A 17828-nucleotide genomic window follows, 5' to 3' on the forward strand; every position below is an offset into this window, starting at 1 on the left:
CATGGTACATTGGAGAACTAACCGCTTGTCGTGCCGTTGTTGAGAGGATCTCCCGATGCTTACCGTCATTCGTTCCGCGTGGGTGTGGTTCGCGGTCACGCTCCTTGTCATTGTCTGGCTGCCGTTGCTCGGACTCATCCGCCTGTTCGACAGGAACCCGGTGCGGTTCACGACCGGGCGCTGGTTCAGGAATCTCGGCGTTGCGATGACGAAAGTGAATCCCCTGTGGAGCCTGCACGTGACCGGCTTCAGCGTGCCGCGGGAGCATACGCCCTTCGTGGTCGTCAGCAACCACCAGTCGCTTGCGGACATTCCTCTCATCTCCCACATCCCGTGGGAAATGAAGTGGATCGGGAAGGCAGAGCTGTTCGCGATCCCGGTCATGGGATGGATGATGAAGCTCGCGGGCGACATTAGCGTGGACCGCAAAGATGCGCGGAGCGGAGCGAGAACGATCATCCGTGCCTCACAGTATCTCGAGCAGAAATGTCCGGTGATGTTCTTCCCCGAAGGGACGCGTTCGCCGGACGGCCGGGTCGGCCGGTTCTCGGATGGCGCGTTCCATCTCGCCATTCGGACCCACACGCCGATCCTCCCCGTGGCGGTGGAAGGGTCCTCGGATGCGCTGCCGAAGCACAGCTGGCGATTCGGCAAACCGAGCGATATCCATGTCCACGTGCTGGACCCGGTGCCGACCGACGGCCTCACGCAGGCAGACCTCCCGGTATTGCGTGATCGGATCCGCCAGTCGATCATCCATGAGATCGCCCGCCGGCGGGGCGTCCCGGATGATCAGGTGGACGCGCTCGCAGGCGCGCCGGCGACCGGGGCTTCCTAGGCGGTCGGCCCCGCTTCACGACGCCCCTCGCGCATCCGTACGATCCAAGAACACGAAGGCCCGTCCCGCAACAGCGGAACGGGCCTTGTGGCATGCAGAGTGCCTCAGCGGATGCCGCGCAAGAGCGTGGCGATCTCCCCTTCGATGCTTTTTCCCCGGTCGCGGCCGTACCAGAGGTGAAGGCGTTCCAGCCGCTGTTCCTTGGGCACACCACCGGCAAGGGCTTCATCGATCACTGCTTGTGCGCCCACGGGGCGGGGCCCCCAGGTGCACAGCTCCTCCCCATCGGCATTCCACACAATGAACTTCGGGATGCATCGCTTGCCGCTGGTGAGATAACGGTCCATGATGTCCGGATTCTCATCACGCACCATCACACGGAACGTGATATCCGCACGCAGAGCGGCGATCCGCGCGAGATACGGAATGATCTGTGCGGAATCCCCGCACCAGACCTCGGAGATGACACCCCAGAGTTGGCCACCGGAAAGTGCGTGGACCGTCGCGGTGATCTCTTCGCCGGGCGTATAGCTCCGCGCTATGCGGGACGCGCGTTGTAGATTGATCGTCGCATACGCCTTGTGCGCCTTGTCGTCCGCTGATGCGTCGGCCGGCAGGGGCGTCTCGTCGTACACGCGCAACCCTTCTTCGTACTCTTGATAGGTCTGCGCTATACGGAACCGCGCGGCGACATCGGACACACCCTGACCGCGATCAGCCGACATGCGGGGCCAGCTTGTCGACCAGACTCCGTTTCGGCACGGCACCGATGATCTGTTCCACCACCGTGCCGCCCTTGAACACCATGAGCGTCGGGATGCTGCGGATCGCGAACTTCATGGAGGTGTCCGGATTGCCGTCCACGTCGAGTTTGACGACCTTGAGTTTACCGTTGTATTCCGCGGCGAGTTCTTCCACCACGGGTGCGATCGTCTTGCACGGGCCACACCACACGGCCCAGAAATCGACCAGCACCGGGATCGGGGACTTCAACACTTCAGCTTCAAACGTGCTGTCTGTGACGACGATAGGTTTCATTGCTCTTCCCTGATTTTTCTTGTGACGTTTGGACTTCTCCAACAAAGCGCACGGCGTCCGTTCCGAGCACCCGTGTGACCGCCTCCTGGAAACGCACGGACGGATCCACGCCGTATCTGGGGGCAGCGAACATCTGTGGTGCGGGCAATCCCTGAACATTCAGGTAGCAGGGGCAGTTCCCGCGGTGTTGCTCGAGCAGCGAGCGGAGTTCCTTGATGGTCTGATCCTGAACGGCATCGACATGGAGCGACAGGATCACGCTCCGCGCGAATTTCTCGCGCACCTTTTCGATCGGGAACACATCGGTCACAATGATGCGCAGGGCATCGCCATTCAGTTCGCCCTTCCCTGCCACCATCACCATGGCATCAGGCTGGATGATCGATTGGAACTTGGTGAACGGGTCGGAGAAGACGATGCAGTCGGCCTTTCCGCTGAAATCCTCGATGGTGACGAACGCCATCGTATTGTTCCGCTTGTCCACCTTGCGGCGGATAGCCGTGATGATCCCGCACGCGCGGACACCGGCCAGGTTCGTGAACCCTGACGGATCGCCGAGGCGCACGTTCGCGAATTCCTCGACCTCGCGCTCGAATTTAAGGAGGGGATGGCCGGACACATAGAGGCCGATCACGCTCTTCTCGCGTGCAAGTTTCTCCATCTCCGGCCACGAGGGTACGTCCGCGAGTTGCGGAGCACTCAGCTCCGGCTTCGTGGACGTGCCGGGCATATCGAACAACGAGTCCTGCCCCCGTTCGGCCTGCGCCTGCATGCTCTGCCCGTATTGCATCGCGCGTTCGACACTCTCGAAGACCTGCGCACGTCCGCCACCGGTGGAATCGAAGGCACCCGCCTGCACCAGGCTCTCGAGGCACTTCTTGTTCACCAGGCGGAGGTCGGCCCGGCGGCAGAAGTCGTAGATGTTGGTGAACGGCCCCTCGTTCACGCGCGCCGCGACCACGGTCTCGATCGCACTCCCTCCGACACCCTTGATCGCGACGAGGCCGAAGCGGATCACCCCGCCGACCACGGTGAAGTCCTTCCCGCTCTCGTTGATATCCGGCGGGAGCACGCGGATGCCCGCGCGGCGGCAATCGTCGATGAGGGGAACGATCTTGTCCGTATCCCCGATCTCCGAGGTGAGCGTTGCGGCCATGTATTCCGCGGCATAGTGCGCCTTCAGGTACGCCGTCTGGTACGCGATCACGGAATACGCGACGCTATGCGACTTGTTGAAGCCGTACTTCGCGAACTTCTCGATGAGGTCGAAGATGTCCTCGGCGGCCTTCTTCGGCACTTCGAGCCGCACGGCACCGTCCACGAACTCCTTCTTCATGTCCGCCATCAACTTGGCGTCCTTCTTCCCCATCGCGCGGCGCATCAGATCGGCCTTGGCGAGCGACAGCCCTCCGATCTCGCTCGCGATCTTCATGACCTGTTCCTGATACACGATGACCCCGTAGGTCTCCTTCAGGATCGGTTCGAGCTTCGGATGGGGATACACGATCTTCTGCTGGCCGTGCTTCCTGGCGATGAAGTCGCCGATCATCTCCATCGGCCCGGGCCGGTAGAGGGCGTTCATGGCGACCAGATCGCTGATGCACGTCGGCTTCAGCTTCCGCATCCAATCGCGCATGCCGGAACTTTCAAACTGGAACACCGCGACGGTGTCGCCCCTCGTGAACAGGGCGAACGTGTCCGCATCATCCTCCGGCAACGTGTCCAGATCGATGGTCACGCCATGGTTTTCCCTGATCATCCGGAGGGCATTCTCCATCACCGACAGCGTACGCAGGCCGAGGAAGTCCATCTTGAGAAGGCCGGCTGCCTCAAGATCCTTCATATTGTACTGCGTCATGACCTCGGTCTGCGGGGTCCGGTAGAGCGGCACATAGTCGCTGATCACCCCCGGCGCGATCACCACGCCGGCGGCGTGCATGCCGGCCCCACGGTTCAATCCTTCCAGGGTCAGCGATACTTCAACGAGCGTCCGTATCTTCGGGTCATCGCTGTCTTTGACCCATTTCAGTTCAGGGATCGTCTCGATGGCTTCTTTGAGAGGGCGGACCTTCCCCTGCTCGACGGGGATCAGTTTGGTGACGGATTCCACCGTGCTCAGCGGGATGCCGAGCACGCGCCCGACGTCCTTGAGGACGGCGCGCGCCGACAGCGTGCCGAAGGTGATGATCTGCGAGACCGACTCGGCCCCGTATTTATCACGGACATACTGGATCACCTGCTCGCGCTTCTCATCCGCAAAGTCGACGTCGATATCGGGCATGCTCACGCGCTCGGGGTTGAGGAAGCGCTCGAAGAGCAGGTCATACTTCAGAGGATCGACATTCGTGATCCCGAGCGCATACGAAACGATGCTCCCGGCGGCGCTTCCGCGGCCGGGGCCAACAGCGACACCCATCTCCCGCGCGGCCCGTATGAAGTCGGCAACGATGAGGAAGTATCCGGAATACCCCATCTTGGTGATGACGGAGATCTCATGGTCCAGGCGGTCCTTCATCGCCTCCGTCGCACCGGGGTACCGGTTCGCAAAGCCCTGCCTCGCAAGGAGCTCGAAGTACTCCGGCAACGTCTCGACCCCCGCCTCTTCCGGGATCGGGAACTTCGGCATGTGATTCTCGCCGAGTTTCAGTTCGAGGTTGCACTTCTCAGCGATCTCCAACGTGTTGCCGATGGCATCAGGCCATTCCTTGAACAGCTCGGCCATCTCCTTGCTGGTCTTGAAGTACGCCTGGTCCGTCTGATACCGTAGTTGAGTATAATCCGTGGTCCCACCACCGGTCGAATCGGGGATCAGGAGGAGGACGTTGTGCGCGATCGCATCCGCCTGCTTCATGTAATGGATGTCGTTCGTCGCCACGAGCTTGAGCCCGAGTTTCCGGGCAAGGGCCGGAGCCTTCTGCCGGATGGTGGCTTCGCGGTCGATCCCGTGATCCTGGATCTCGATGTAGAAGTCGTCACCGAAGATCCCCTTGTAGATCTCCGCGGCTTCGAGGGCCTCCTGATCGTTCCCATTCGCAAGATGCGCTGACACCACGCCGCCGGCACACGCGGAAAGCGCAATGATCCCCTCGCGGTGCCGCCGGAGCACTTCCGTGTCGATCCGCGGCTTGTAGTAGAATCCCTCCAGATGCCCTATCGAGCACAGCTTGATGAGGTTCTGGTAGCCCGTCGCATTCTTCGCGAGGAGGACGATATGATGATATGCTCCGCGTCGCCCGCCGCCTTCCGTTTGCTGCAGACTTTTTTCGAGACGGCTCCCCTTCGTGACGATGTACGCTTCCATCCCGATGATCGGCTTGATCCCGGCCTTCTTCGCCTTCTTATAGAATTCGAGGGCACCGAACATCACGCCGTGATCGGTCAGCGCGATCGCCGGCATCCCGTCGGCAACCGCAGCATGGATCAGATCATCAATGCGCGTCGCCGCATCAAGGAGGCTGTAGTGAGAATGATTATGAAGGTGGACGAACGTGCTCATTGCGAACGGTTCTGTGATAGGACTTTGCTCATAGTATCAACGTCGTCAGGGAAAGTCAAGGAGCCCGGGCGGGAAGTTGTGAACAACTTTTGCAGATGATCTTCAACACACGAATGCCGGCAGAGCCGGCATGAGGCAGCGTGAGATAACGTGATGTTTCACCGGGGGTTGACAGCCAGGAGCTTACGCTCCGTCATCTCCTCCATTGCATAGCGCACGCCCTCCCTGCCGAACCCGGAACCTTTGACGCCCCCGTACGGCATATGATCCATCCGGTATGTCGGGACATCATTCACGATCACGCCGCCCACTTCCAGTTCTTCGAATGCGCGGAGCATGTGCCGGAGATCCGGAGTGAACACTCCTGCCTGCAATCCATACATCGAGTCATTGACCCCCGCCAAGGCCTCATCGAACTCCGCATACGATCCGACAGTAACGATCGGTGCGAACACTTCCTGAGAGCATACCTTCATGTCCGGGCGAACGTCCGCAAGGATGGTAGGCTCCAGGATGGCGCCGTGTCGCCGTCCGCCACATAACACTTTCGCACCTCCGGCTATGGCCTCTGTGAGCCATCCCTCCGCCTGTTCAGCAGCCTGCGCGGTGATCATCGGCCCCACCACGGTATTCACATCCCAGGGGTCGCCGGTTGCCAGGGCCTTCACCTGCGGGACGAGCAGCCCGAGGAATTCTTCTTCGTGCTCCCGGTGCACAAACACCCTCTGCACGGAGATGCAGGATTGGCCTGCATTCGCAAAACCGCCCGCAACCACCTTCCCGGCAGCGAACGCAAGGTCCGCCCCCCGATCAATGATCACTCCGGCATTCCCGCCCAATTCCAGCGTCACCCGTTTCTTGCCTGCCCGGGACTTCATCGGCCAACCGATCGCAGGACTTCCCGTGAAGGTGATAAGGGCAACCCGTTCATCTTCAATGAGTTGACCAGCTTCATCTCCCGCGCAGGGTAGCACTGAAATCATCTCCACAGGAAGGCCACTCTCCAGAATGATCTCCGCAAAAGGAGTGCCGTCCCGGGCGCGTTCGATGATGGCTTCACCACCACAGGGTTCCCTGTGGCAAAGGCCGGGGCCGCCTTATGCGCCACGAGGTTCAGGGGGAAATTGAACGGCGTGATGGCTGCGATGGGGCCGATCGGGAAGCGCTTGACGAGGGCGAACCGCCCGGCGGACGCCGCATTCATGTCGAGCGGGAGCATTTCGCCGTAGATCCTCCCCGCCTCCTCCGCCGCCGTCCGGAATGTGAACTCACTCCTATCGACTTCCATCCTGGACAGCGTGATCGGCTTGCCGGTTTCCCGGGTGATCATCGCAGCGAGTGCCTCCTTCCGCGCCCCGATGCCCCGCGCGATGGCATAGAGCGCATCCACGCGCTGATGGCTGGCGAGGCTGCGCGACGTCCGGAATGCACGCACGGCACCGGCGAGGGCGTCGTCAATATCCCGCTTCCCCGCCTGACACACCTCTCCCGCCACCGATCCGTCGAAGGGGTTGAGCACCGGGCGCGTGTGCGCGGTGGTGCGCCATGCGCCACACACCAGGATCGGTCGGGCCCCCATCGGTCACTTCTTTCCTGCGAGTTCCTGGAGGTGCGACATGATGGTCGCACGCGGATGCAGCCACCGCTTGCCCGTCCGGCGCTCCTTCACCTCGATGTTGCCCGCAGAGAGGTTCTTGTCGCCCACGATCACCTGGTACGGCATCCCGAGCAGATCGGCGTCCTTGAACTTGAACCCCGGGCTCACCTCTTTCCGGTCATCGAAGAGCACTTCCATCCGCGCAGCGTTCATGTCCGTGTACAACTCTTCCGCGGTCTGGACGACCGCAGCGCTCTTCGTGCCCACCGCGATGAGATGGAAGAGGAAGGGTGCGAGGACGGGATCCCACGTGATGCCATCGGCATCATGGTTCTGCTCGATGTGACAGGCGACGATGCGTTCCACGCCGATCCCGTAGCTGCCCATGATGATCGGTTTCTCTTTCCCCTGCTCATCCAGGAACGTCGCGTGCATGGCATCCGCATACTTCGTCCCGAGCTTGAAGATGTGGCCGAGTTCGACGCCGGGGACGACGCGGAGAGCTCCCGAACCATTCGGGCTCGGCTCGCCCGCCTGCACGACGCGCAGGTCGTGATAGCCATCGATCGTGCAGTCGCGCTGGAGGTCGATGTTCTTGATGTGATAGTCGTTCTTGTTCGCGCCGCTGATCAGGTTGTTCGCCCCCTGGAGCCGCCTGTCCGCAATGATACGGAACTTCTTCGCGGCGGGTGTCCGCTCGCGCAATCCCACCGGGCCGATCGATCCGCCGTCGGCGCCGGTCAACGCGAGCAGCTTCTCGGCTTCGATCGGACGCACATCCGTTCCGAGCACCCCGGAAAGCTTCGCCTCGTTCAGTTCGTCGTTGCCCAGCATCAGCACGAGTACCGGGGTCTCTTCCGACCAGTACACCACCGACTTTGCAAATCGGGATGCATCCACCTTCAGGAAGGCCACGAGCTCGTCGATGGTCTTCACGCCCGGTGTCAGGATCTCCTCCATGGGTGCACTGGCAGACTCGCGCGGTGCCGGCGGCACCAGCGAGGTCGCCACTTCCATGTTCGCCGCGTAGCTCAGGTCTTCCGACACCGCGATCACATCTTCGCCCGCGGCAGATTCCATCATGAACTCCTGCGATCCCGTTCCTCCCATCGCACCGCTGGAGGCACCCACGATGAAGAACTTCAGTCCGCACCGCGTAAAGATCTTCTTGTAGGCATCCGCGTGCAGGTCGTAGCTCTTGTCGAGCCCTTCCCACGTCGCATCCAGGCTGTAGCTGTCCTTCATCAGGAACTGACGTCCGCGCAGCACCCCGGAGCGCGGGCGGGGCTCATTCCGGAACTTCGTCTGGATCTGATACCAGATCTGCGGCATCTCCTTGTAGGAGGAGACGTTGTTCTTCGCGAGCCAGCAGATCACCTCTTCATGGGTTGGGGCGAGAACAAGCGGACGGTTCTTCACATGGAAGAGAATGTCGCCGAATGCCTTCACGCGGCCGGTGGATTCCCAGAGCTCGATGGGGCTCAGCGCCGGCAGATGCAATTCCTGCCCGCCGATGGCGTCCATCTCCTCCCGGATCACCTCCATGGCCTTCTTCATCACCCGGTAGCCCAGGGGAAGGAACGAATAGATGCCTGCAGCCAGCGGGCGAACCATGCCCGCACGGATCATGAGCTGGTGGCTGGGAATGACCGCTTCCGCGGGGGTCTCTTTGACAGTGGGAATGAATCCGGAACTCAGGCGCATGAAGGTCTTCACAATGTGGAATGATGCTTAAGATAAAAAAATGCGGGGGGGGATGCAACTCACGCTCCCGGAGTCACCCGCGCACGTTTCGCTGCGCCCCCGAAGTATCCCGCCGCTACATAGCCGAGAGGCATCAGGAATGCAACGATACCAGCGCCCGTCATCGCGGTGGAGATGAGGTCCCAGATCACGGGCACGACGGCAACGACGAGACCGGTGCGCACGGCATGCGCACCTGCGCCAGATGCACATACCCGGGCTCTCCAATAGACCAGAAGAGCGACGATGAGTGTGCCACCGAGCTGGACGAGCAGGCTGCCACGATACAACTCGCTGATGCGGTTCGAGATCACCCTGCTTATCTCCGCTTGCTCCACCCCCTGCGGCCCGAGGTCAAATCCGATCGAGATCGCGATCGTGAACGCGGGAATAAGAAAAATGATCCAACCCAGCAGCACGGCGACGAGCCCGTTCAGAAGCGCGCGCAGCGGGCGAAAGCGTTCGACCTGCGGTGCAGATTCCATAGAGTAACTCCTTTCGATTGAGAGCGGCTATCATCTGTATCCGGCCCGGCGCGCCGCCTCCGTGCCGGGAGCGGCTTACCGGCTGACCGGCGGCGTTGGCCGCCAGACCGTACCCATGATGGCGGGTTTCGTCCGCCCGGGATCCGGCGGATGCATCTCCTGCACCGTCCCCGCAACGACAGGCGGCTGGTAGTACACCGTGAGGATGGAGCCATCGCGCAGTTCGACCGATGCGGGATATCCCAGGTCCCCGTTCGGCGCTTCATCCGACAGCACGGTCTCGTTCGCAGGGTCCCATGTGACCCCGTCGATGCTTACACAGGCCCGTTCGCCGAAGGGCATGCGACGGTACCCGTACGAGCAGACGACGCGGCCGTCTTCGAGGACCAGCAGATGCGGCGGAAAGCCCCACAACCTGGTTGCAAACGGCCGTACCCACGTTACGCCGCCATCATCCGAGTAGGTTTCCCAGAGCACGCAGCGCGGATCCCTGTCGTTGTACGGAAGTGCCGTCGCACGGATCATCATGATGATCCTGCCCGTCGACAGCAACGCAAGGTGCGGCTCCCCGAATGCGATGCTGTCGGGTTGCGGGGAGCGGACGGTCGCGATCCGCACGTATCCTGTGTCGCCCGCCCCCGCGGCGTGGATCCCGATCATCGGTTGATCGTCACGATAACTCGCGATGAGCAGTGTCCCGTTCGGAAGCCGGATCCCTCCATGAACGGCATCCCTGCTCCGCACAGGATCGGACCAGTTCCGACCATTGTCGGTCGTCGTCCGCTGCCACGCGCCGTGCAACGTCGTGCAGACGCGGTACGAACCTGATCCAACACGGGCGATCCAACGATCGAGGACACCCTTCCGGTACGCACCCGGGGGCAATCCACGGTAGAACTCCGGCGTATGCCGGGTTGACCAGAGATGGGCGACCAACCCGCCGTCTGCGCCCGCCGTGAATCCCGACTCGCGTTCATCGATCGGCGTGTCCAGGAGGGTATCCGGCCCGGTCCATGTCCGGCCTTCATCGGCCGATCGGATGATGAGTATCCTGCCATCGGGTGCGAGGTGTTCCTCGGTGGCCGTGAACGCCACCAGCAGGTCGCCGTTCGCCATGCGTGCGATCGAAGGCCATGCACAATAGACGCCCGGTTCCTGATAGAGGGTCGCGGTCCGCAGGACTGTTCCCGGTTGTGACCATCCGGGGAAGGCAGCGTATGCTGACAGAGCACCGAGCACCAGCCAGCCACGGGCGTTCATCCGCTTCCTGGTCATGCCGATCCTTCCTTCCGTATGTGCAAGAGTGCCCGTTCCATTTCGGTTGTTGTGTGCCCGGTGAGCGGGTAGAAGAAGACCACCACCATCGCCGCGGCAGCAGCGATCGCCGGAAAGACACTGATAAGGAGTCTGATCCCGTGAAGAGCCTCACAGGACTGCGCCACATTCGGGACGTAACCGAATGCCGTCAACAGCCACCCCGTCAGTGCCCCGGCGATGCCCGTGCCGAATTTCATGGAGAGCGTGCCGGCGGAGAACACCAGGCCGGTCATGCGGCGATGCTGCGTCCATTCCCCGTAGTCGGCGACATCCCCGAGCATGGCGAAGAACAGAACAACGATCGGGCCCGTGGAGAACTCCGTGATCGAACTGAGAATGACCATGAGCGCCACATCCCCCGGGCCCACGACATACAACGCCGCACTGGAAACAAGCGCGACGCCGAACGCGGCCTGCATGAGAGCCTTCTTCCCCAGCCATCGACTGAGCGGACCGGTCGCGGCCGACCCGGCCATCGCTGCGAGCAGCCCCGTCACCATGAACAGGGTTGCCAAACCGGTGTTCCCGACGAAGTACTTGAAGTAGTACATCGTGACACCCTGTTTCAGCGTCGTCATCGTCACGAAGATGAGTCCGGTTACAAACACGATCACCCATGGGCGGTTGCGCAGCAGCATGCCGACATCCGACCTCAACGAGACGGATGTGGGGATGGGGGTGATCACCCGTTCGCGCGTTGACGCGAATGTGACAAAGAGCAGGATGACACTGACGACGGCAAAGATCGACATTGTCCAGCTATAGCCGACCACATCATTGCCCTGTCCGAAGAAGGCGACGAGCGGCACGTTCAATCCCTGTGTCAGGAGCCCGCCGAGGAACGCGAAGAAGAACCTGAATGACGAAATGCTGGTCCGCTCTGCAGGATCGGCGGACAGCACGCCGGTCAGAGCGGAATACGGCACATTATTCGCCGTGAACGCAAGGATCAGTGTGCTGTACGTGACGTACGCGTAGAGCAGTTTCCAACCCGGTGTGGCGTCGATGGCGGTGAACGTTGCGACGGTTGCGATCCCGAATGGGATCGTGGACCACAGGATCCAGGGTCGGAATCTTCCCCAGCGCGTGTCGGTCCGGTCGGCGATGAGACCCATGAGGAGATCGGTGATGCCGTCAAAGTACCGGCAGACGAGCAACAAGGTGCCCACGGCCGCAGCCGAGATACCGAAGACGTCCGTATAGAAGACGGGCAGGAACACCATCAGTGTTCGCCAGACAAGATTGGTCGCGGTATCGCCAAGCCCGTACGCGACCTTCTCCCAGGTGCCGACGCGCGTCCGCTCAATCATGGCCGGCCTCCCCCGCGACGGAGCGATACGGATTCCCGGCCATCGGAATGAAACCGTTGTCTGCACTCAGGCGTGCGAACCATGCAGCGGACGACTTCGGCGTCCGCACCCCCGTCGCGTAGTCCACATGCCACAGGCCGAACCGGCGTGTGAACCCTGACGACCATTCGAAATTATCCATGAGCGACCAGAGGAAGTACCCGCGGAGATCAACGCCTTCGTCCATGGCACGGTGCGCCTCCGACAGATACGCATCAAGGAATCCGATGCGCTGGGTGTCGTCGATGACGCCGTGAGCGGGCACATCCGGGAATGCGCAGCCATTCTCGGTGATCACGATGGGGGGATGCCCGTACCGCGCGTCGATCCAGTGCAGGAGCTTGCGCAAGCCCCAGGGCACGATGGACCATCCCATATCCGTCGTGTGCCAGGTGGGGTGAGCGGACAGATGGACATCCTGATCACCCGCGATCCCGCCATTGCCGAATGGTGAGGTCTCATCGGTGGCATCCGCGCGCCGGTGCGCGGCGTACATCGTCGTGTAGTGGTTCAGTCCGAAGAAGTCCTGCGAGCCTTTGATCATCTCACGGTCAGCCGGGGTGAACGCGGGGAGCCGCGTCCCCACACGGTCGCGCATGCACGCAGGGTAGTCACCGCGATACAACGGATCGGCGAACCACCCGAGGAAGAACTCCAGAGCCCGTTCAGCGGCCTCCACATCGGCAGGGGCGCGCGAGAGAGGTTCGCGCCAATCGCAGTTGTTGGTCATGCCGATGATACCGTTCTGCACCGATTGGAACCGTTCGCGATACTCGCGAACGGCCATACCGTGAGCGCGGAGGATGGTGTGCGCAGCGAGGTACGGTTCATCGTTCGACACGCGGCCCGGAGCGAAGATCCCCTGTCCATATCCGAGGATCGACACGACCCAGGGTTCATTGAACGTGATCCAGTGCTTCACGCGATCGCCGAAATGCTCGAAGCATACTGCGGCGTACTCCTTGAAGATGCTGGCGAGGCGTGGATCCAGCCAGCCGTCCATTTCCAGTTGGAGTGCGAGCGGCAGGTCCCAGTGATAGAGCGTTACCCAGGGCTCGATGCCCTTCTCCAGAAGTGCATCGATCAGCTCAGAATAGAAGCGGATACCCTCCCGGTTGACCTCGCCGCGGCCCGCAGGGAGGATCCTTGACCAGGCGATCGAGAACCGGTAGGCCTTGAGGCCCATGGATGCCATGCCCTCGACATCGTTCTTCCAGCGGTGGTAGTGGTCGCAGGAGACATCGCCCGTGGAGCCATCGATGATCTTACCGGGCGTGTGACTGAATGCATCCCAGATGGAAAGCCCCTTTCCTCCTTCCTGCCACGCGCCTTCGATCTGATAGCTCGCGGTGGCAGTTCCCCAGGTGAATCCGGACGGAAAGTGTATCATCGCTCTTGGACTCCAGGCACGACGTGTGACGGGTGGTAGGGAATGCTGACCGGCCCCTCGGCGCACCTGCGGAGTGTGCGGCCGGGACCGGTGCAATACGACAGAGCCCATCCCGCTTAGCGGGACGGGCTCTGAGTCACATGCTGCTGATCAGGGGATCAGAGGTTGTACGAGATACCGATCTTCAGATAGCCGATATCGTAGCCGACTTCGGCCGTCGCCGCGAACTTCGGCGTGAAGTAGTACCGACCGCCGCCAAAGAAGCCGAATCCGAAGTAGGAAGCGCCTGCAGAGTAGAATGATGCGAGGCGTTCTTCGCCACGACCATCGTACTTTGCGCTCACGATGTGGTAGCCGAGGGTCAGGCCGGCATACAGATCGATGTTCTTCGGCAGTTCCTTCATCATCGGGCCAAAGTGGTATGCACCACGTGCACCGATGAAGATGTAGGAATAGGACCACTTGTAGTCGGTTCCATAGTCATAGGACGACGTGGAGTACGACACGATGCCGCCAACCGAGAAGTTCGAGACGATACCATGGTCGAGGGCCAGGAATACCGGCGGCATACCGGAGGTACCATAGAGGCCGGGGTAGCCGAGTCCGAGGCCGGCGGTGATGACGTTCTCGCCGTTCTTGGCCTGAGCGGATGCACCCGTGATTGCCAGAGATGACACCAGCAGCACGACGGCGCACAGGGTGAGCAACTTCTTCATCTGTGTCTCCTTTTACAAATGTTGTTGGTTGGGGGAATGCTGAATCAAAAATAAGGGTTTTCCGTGATATGCACAAGTGACGGCCGTCACGAACTATGTCGTCGGGGCCCCCCGGGACGCCTTCTTCCCCCACCGCCTCCGCTGCCACCCGGGCCCGTCCGCTTGCGCGGCCGCTTGCCGGGTTCTTTCACGCCCTCAGCAAGGTCCGGCAGAGGTGTGAGCATTTCTTCCTCAGGATGTACTGCACCGAGAGGCCGCCCGATGAACTCCTCGATCGCAGGGATCTCGTAGGCTTCCGTTTCCGTTGCGAAGCTCACCGAGATGCCACTCGCCCCCGCGCGGCCGGTTCGGCCGATCCGGTGGACGTAGTCCTGGGGATCCTTCGGTAGCGAGTAATTGATGACATGACTCACATTGTCGATGTGCAGGCCGCGGGCAGCAACGTCGGTGGCCACGAGCACCTTGATGCTCCCTTTGCGGAACGACTCCAGGGTGCGCACGCGCTGTTCCTGCGAGACGTCGCCGGAGAGCAGCCCGCAGGAGATCTCGCGCGCAGCGAGGCGGTCCTTGAGGAACTGCGTCTCATCGCGCCGGTTGGCGAACACCATCACACGGTCGAGCCCCAGCTTCGTGACCATGTTGTAGAGCAACGTGAACTTCTCGTCGTCGGTCGTGATGTACACCCGCTGGTCGATGCTCGCCAGCGTGAGGGAACTCGGCGGCGTGACATCCACTTCCACCGCGTCGCGTGTCCAGGATGCCGCAAGTCTGTTCACTTCGGGGGTGAGCGTGGCACTGAAGAACATCGTCTGCCTGGTCCCCTTCATCGGGGTGCTTTCGATGATGCGGCGGACATCGGGAATGAATCCCATGTCCAGCATCCGGTCCGCTTCATCGATCACGAGGATCTCGACCTTGCTCAGATCGATCGCGTGCTGACGCTTGAAATCCAGCAGCCGGCCCGGGGTCGCGGCGATGATATCGATCGGCGAGGAAGAAAGCCGTGTTTGCTGTTTCTTGTAATCCATGCCGCCGAACACCGCCAGGTTGGAGTGGTTCGTGTACTTGGCGAGCAACGCTGCATCCTTGTCTATCTGGAGGACGAGCTCGCGGGTCGGCGCAAGGATGAGCGCGCGTGGCACGCCCGGCTTGCGTTCCCCCTGTATCGGCTTGCGCATCAGGTGGGTGAGGATCGTGATCAGGAACGCAGCGGTCTTCCCCGTTCCCGTCTGCGCCCTGCCCGTGGCATCGGCCCCGCCCAGCGTGTGCTGGAGGATGCCCGCCTGGATGGGGGTGCAGTACTGGAATCCGAGATCATAGACTGCGCGCATGATCTCTTCCGGAAGGTCAAGGTCATGAAAGCGGACACGGCCATCCGCTGGAGAAACGATGAATGCTGACGGATCCCATGGTGTAGCGAGGACAGGAGCTGTTCCTGCGTGCTCGGCCTTCGGCCGCGGGGTACGCGGGGGGCGGGGTTTCCGCTCCTGAGGAGGGCGGCCACTCTGGACCTTGCCTTCGCGTGGTTCGCGGGCCTCACGTGGTTCGCGGGGCTCGCGGGGTTCGCGCTGGTCACGGCGTTCGCGACTGTCGCGCTGATCCCGGCGCCCTTCTTGCTGCTCACGCGGTTGGCGCGGCCCACCGGAGGTACGTCTGCTTCGCCCGGGACGGTCCGGACCCGGAGCGGGGCGAATATGTGTCACCTGGGGAGGAATTGTCGGGGTGCCACGGGGCTTACCTGTCAGCCCGCGGACGATGTCCCCGATCTTCTTAATGAACGAAAAAGCCAATGGTTACCTACTCTCTTTATATATGAACGGTCATATAACCTACCTCATTTTTCGCTGATGTGCAACTGCTGCGGGGCCATATTGCCCTACATCCCGATTCTTCGTACCCTGTAGCATTCACTACCGACCGGATCCGCAGCATGCCCGAGCAGCAGGGCGCAGTCCTCCTGACCGCCCATTCCATTGAGGTTTCATACGCAGAACGCGAGGTCCTGAGGGGCGCCTCCCTCAGCATCCATGAGAACGACAAGGTAGGACTCATTGGCAATAATGGGTCCGGTAAATCCACCCTTCTCAGGATCATTGCCGGGTTGATGCAACCCGACAACGGGACGGTCTCGCTCCGGCGCGACACGGTGGTTGGATACCTCTCACAGGATTCCGCCCTGGACCCCGCATTGACGGTGTACGAGAACATCCGGGAAGGTGCCCACGACGTCCTCGATATCCTCAGAGAGTACGAAGCTCTCCCCCCCATCTCGGACCGCCGCCACATTCTGGAACACCTCATCCAGCACCGCGACGGCTGGAACCTCGAGAACCGGATCGAAACGGCGATGCATTCCCTGAACGTTCCGGACAAGGACAGGGATGTGCAGACGCTTTCGGGCGGCGAGCGCAGGCGGGTCGCACTCTGCCGTGCGATCATCGCACGCCCCGACCTGCTCCTGCTGGATGAGCCGACCAACCATCTGGATACGGAGTCGATCGAGTGGATCGAACTGTTCCTGAACACCTGGCCGGCAGCGTGCCTGTTCATCACCCACGACCGGTACTTCCTCGATTCCATCGCGAACAGGATCGTTGAGCTCGATGCCGGAACGTGCACCACGCACACCGGCAACTATACGGACTTCCTCCTCGACAAGACCGAGCGCGAGGCACAACTCGATGTCGAGGATTCCAAGCGCCGCAGCTATCTCAAGCGCGAACTGGAATGGGTGCGCAAGGGCCCGCGCGCACGCCGCACGAAATCCAAAGACCGCCTCCAGCGGTACTTCGACATGGTGGCAGAGCCGGAACGCGAGCGGCAGCGCGACATGGACCTGGTCATCCCGCCGGCGGACCAGCATGGCTCGACCATCCTGGAATTCAAGGACCTCGCCGCAGAACGGCATGCGCGTCAACTGTTCAGCGGACTCACGTTCCAGTTCAACGACACGCGAAAGCTCGGGATCATCGGACGCAATGGCCTCGGGAAGACCACCCTGCTGAAGATCATCCTCAACGAGCTTGCACCGGCGGCAGGCACCGTCGTGGTCGGTGAACGGACAAAGTTCAACTACATCGATCAGGCACGCGCTTCCGTGAACGAGGGGAATACTGTCCTGGAGGAGATCGGGGAAGGGATCGAATACCTCCAGATCGGCAACGAGCGCGTGACGGTGTGGAAGTACCTGCGGCGGTTCCTCTTCGAGGACGACCGCATGCATACGAAGGTCGGCAACCTTTCGGGCGGCGAACGCAGCCGGTTGCTCCTTGCGAAGATCCTGAAGAACGGCGGCAACTTCCTGATCCTCGATGAGCCCACCAACGATCTCGATCTGGCCACACTGCGCATCCTGGAGGAGGCGCTCGTCGATTTCCAGGGATGCGTCATCGCGGTCAGCCACGACCGCTACTTCCTCAACCGGGTCTGCAACGGCATCCTGGCATTCGAGGGTGACGGCGTGGTGCATTTCAGCGAAGGCGATTACGACTACTATGTGGAGAAGCGCGCCGCACGTCGCGCGTCACTCTCCCCTGCCCCGACCACCGCAAGGCCGGCAGGTCCTTCGAAGCCGAAGACCGCAAAGCTCACCTGGAAGGAGTCGAAGGAACTCTCAACGATCGAGACGGACCTCCAGCGGGCCGAGGATGAGGTTCGGCGGATCGAGACGTTGTTCATGTCCCCGGACTTCTACACGCAACACGGTGAGCGGGCGGCACAGCTCACCGCGGAGCTCGATGGCGCACGCAGCGAAGTGGAGCGGATCTATGCCCGGTGGCACGAGCTGGAAGAAAAGAAGAGTTCGCTCTCCGCCTGATCGGCCGTGATCTGCATTCGCCGGACCGGCCCGACACTGAAC

At 61.6% G+C, this 17828-nt stretch carries 11 protein-coding genes and 1 pseudogene; 2 read left to right on the forward strand and 10 right to left on the reverse strand.

Going from position 1 to position 17828, the window contains the following annotated elements:
- Positions 1 to 55: 55 nt before the first annotated feature.
- Complete coding sequence (locus tag IPI01_03215; GenBank protein MBK7256829.1) at positions 56 to 838, forward strand: 1-acyl-sn-glycerol-3-phosphate acyltransferase; 783 nt, start codon at positions 56 to 58, stop codon at positions 836 to 838.
- A gap of 104 nt (positions 839 to 942) precedes the next feature.
- On the opposite strand, the gene IPI01_03220 is transcribed toward IPI01_03215, so the two are convergent.
- The 10 genes and pseudogenes from IPI01_03220 to IPI01_03265 all read right to left on the reverse strand — a co-directional run bounded on the left by IPI01_03220 (position 943) and on the right by IPI01_03265 (position 15300).
- The gene (locus IPI01_03220) at positions 943 to 1563 is read right to left on the reverse strand and encodes a thioredoxin family protein (protein ID MBK7256830.1); all 621 of its coding nucleotides are present in this window, start codon (positions 1561 to 1563) and stop codon (positions 943 to 945) included.
- Positions 1553 to 2035 carry a thioredoxin gene (gene trxA / locus IPI01_03225; GenBank protein ID MBK7256831.1) on the reverse strand — a complete coding sequence of 161 codons (483 nt, stop codon included), beginning with the start codon at positions 2033 to 2035 and terminating at the stop codon, positions 1553 to 1555. Before trxA ends, IPI01_03220 begins: the two co-directional genes overlap by 11 nt.
- Before the next feature lie 3495 nt (positions 2036 to 5530).
- Positions 5531 to 6951: pseudogene (locus tag IPI01_03230) on the reverse strand (aldehyde dehydrogenase family protein).
- Between the two features lie 3 nt (positions 6952 to 6954).
- Positions 6955 to 8673, reverse strand: a complete 1719-nt coding sequence (locus IPI01_03235; GenBank protein ID MBK7256832.1) for a proline--tRNA ligase — start codon at positions 8671 to 8673, stop codon at positions 6955 to 6957.
- A gap of 59 nt (positions 8674 to 8732) precedes the next feature.
- Positions 8733 to 9197 (reverse strand): hypothetical protein, encoded by a 465-nt coding sequence (locus tag IPI01_03240; protein ID MBK7256833.1) that lies wholly within the window; start codon positions 9195 to 9197, stop codon positions 8733 to 8735.
- Positions 9198 to 9272: 75 nt separating this feature from the next.
- Entirely contained in the window at positions 9273 to 10472 is a 1200-nt protein-coding gene (locus IPI01_03245; protein MBK7256834.1) for an exo-alpha-sialidase, read from the reverse strand.
- On the reverse strand, positions 10469 to 11824 hold the full coding sequence (locus IPI01_03250) for an MFS transporter (GenBank protein MBK7256835.1): 1356 nt from the start codon (positions 11822 to 11824) through the stop codon (positions 10469 to 10471). Before IPI01_03250 ends, IPI01_03245 begins: the two co-directional genes overlap by 4 nt.
- A complete protein-coding gene (locus IPI01_03255; GenBank protein MBK7256836.1) occupies positions 11817 to 13253 on the reverse strand; it encodes a beta-glucosidase in 1437 nt (478 codons plus the stop codon). Before IPI01_03255 ends, IPI01_03250 begins: the two co-directional genes overlap by 8 nt.
- Before the next feature lie 158 nt (positions 13254 to 13411).
- Complete coding sequence (locus IPI01_03260; GenBank protein ID MBK7256837.1) at positions 13412 to 13969, reverse strand: hypothetical protein; 558 nt, start codon at positions 13967 to 13969, stop codon at positions 13412 to 13414.
- 86 nt (positions 13970 to 14055) lie between these two features.
- The gene (locus IPI01_03265) at positions 14056 to 15300 is read right to left on the reverse strand and encodes a DEAD/DEAH box helicase (protein MBK7256838.1); all 1245 of its coding nucleotides are present in this window, start codon (positions 15298 to 15300) and stop codon (positions 14056 to 14058) included.
- Between the two features lie 599 nt (positions 15301 to 15899).
- On the opposite strand from IPI01_03265, the gene IPI01_03270 reads away from it, so the two are divergent.
- Positions 15900 to 17786 carry an ATP-binding cassette domain-containing protein gene (locus IPI01_03270; GenBank protein MBK7256839.1) on the forward strand — a complete coding sequence of 629 codons (1887 nt, stop codon included), beginning with the start codon at positions 15900 to 15902 and terminating at the stop codon, positions 17784 to 17786.
- Positions 17787 to 17828 lie beyond the last annotated feature (42 nt).

The sequence above is a fragment of the Ignavibacteriota bacterium genome (assembly GCA_016707525.1).
In the GTDB taxonomy this organism is placed as follows: domain Bacteria; phylum Bacteroidota; class Ignavibacteria; order UBA10030; family UBA6906; genus JAGDMK01.

Coding starts and splice junctions, on each gene's coding strand:
- IPI01_03215 (MBK7256829.1), top strand. CDS start 56: ATGCTTACCGTCATTCGTTCCGCGTGGGTGTGGTTCGCGGTCACGCTC.
- IPI01_03220 (MBK7256830.1), bottom strand. CDS start 1,563: ATGTCGGCTGATCGCGGTCAGGGTGTGTCCGATGTCGCCGCGCGGTTC.
- trxA (MBK7256831.1), bottom strand. CDS start 2,035: ATGTTCAGGGATTGCCCGCACCACAGATGTTCGCTGCCCCCAGATACG.
- IPI01_03235 (MBK7256832.1), bottom strand. CDS start 8,673: ATGCGCCTGAGTTCCGGATTCATTCCCACTGTCAAAGAGACCCCCGCG.
- IPI01_03240 (MBK7256833.1), bottom strand. CDS start 9,197: ATGGAATCTGCACCGCAGGTCGAACGCTTTCGCCCGCTGCGCGCGCTT.
- IPI01_03245 (MBK7256834.1), bottom strand. CDS start 10,472: ATGACCAGGAAGCGGATGAACGCCCGTGGCTGGCTGGTGCTCGGTGCT.
- IPI01_03250 (MBK7256835.1), bottom strand. CDS start 11,824: ATGATTGAGCGGACGCGCGTCGGCACCTGGGAGAAGGTCGCGTACGGG.
- IPI01_03255 (MBK7256836.1), bottom strand. CDS start 13,253: ATGATACACTTTCCGTCCGGATTCACCTGGGGAACTGCCACCGCGAGC.
- IPI01_03260 (MBK7256837.1), bottom strand. CDS start 13,969: ATGAAGAAGTTGCTCACCCTGTGCGCCGTCGTGCTGCTGGTGTCATCT.
- IPI01_03265 (MBK7256838.1), bottom strand. CDS start 15,300: ATGCGCGCAGTCTATGATCTCGGATTCCAGTACTGCACCCCCATCCAG.
- IPI01_03270 (MBK7256839.1), top strand. CDS start 15,900: ATGCCCGAGCAGCAGGGCGCAGTCCTCCTGACCGCCCATTCCATTGAG.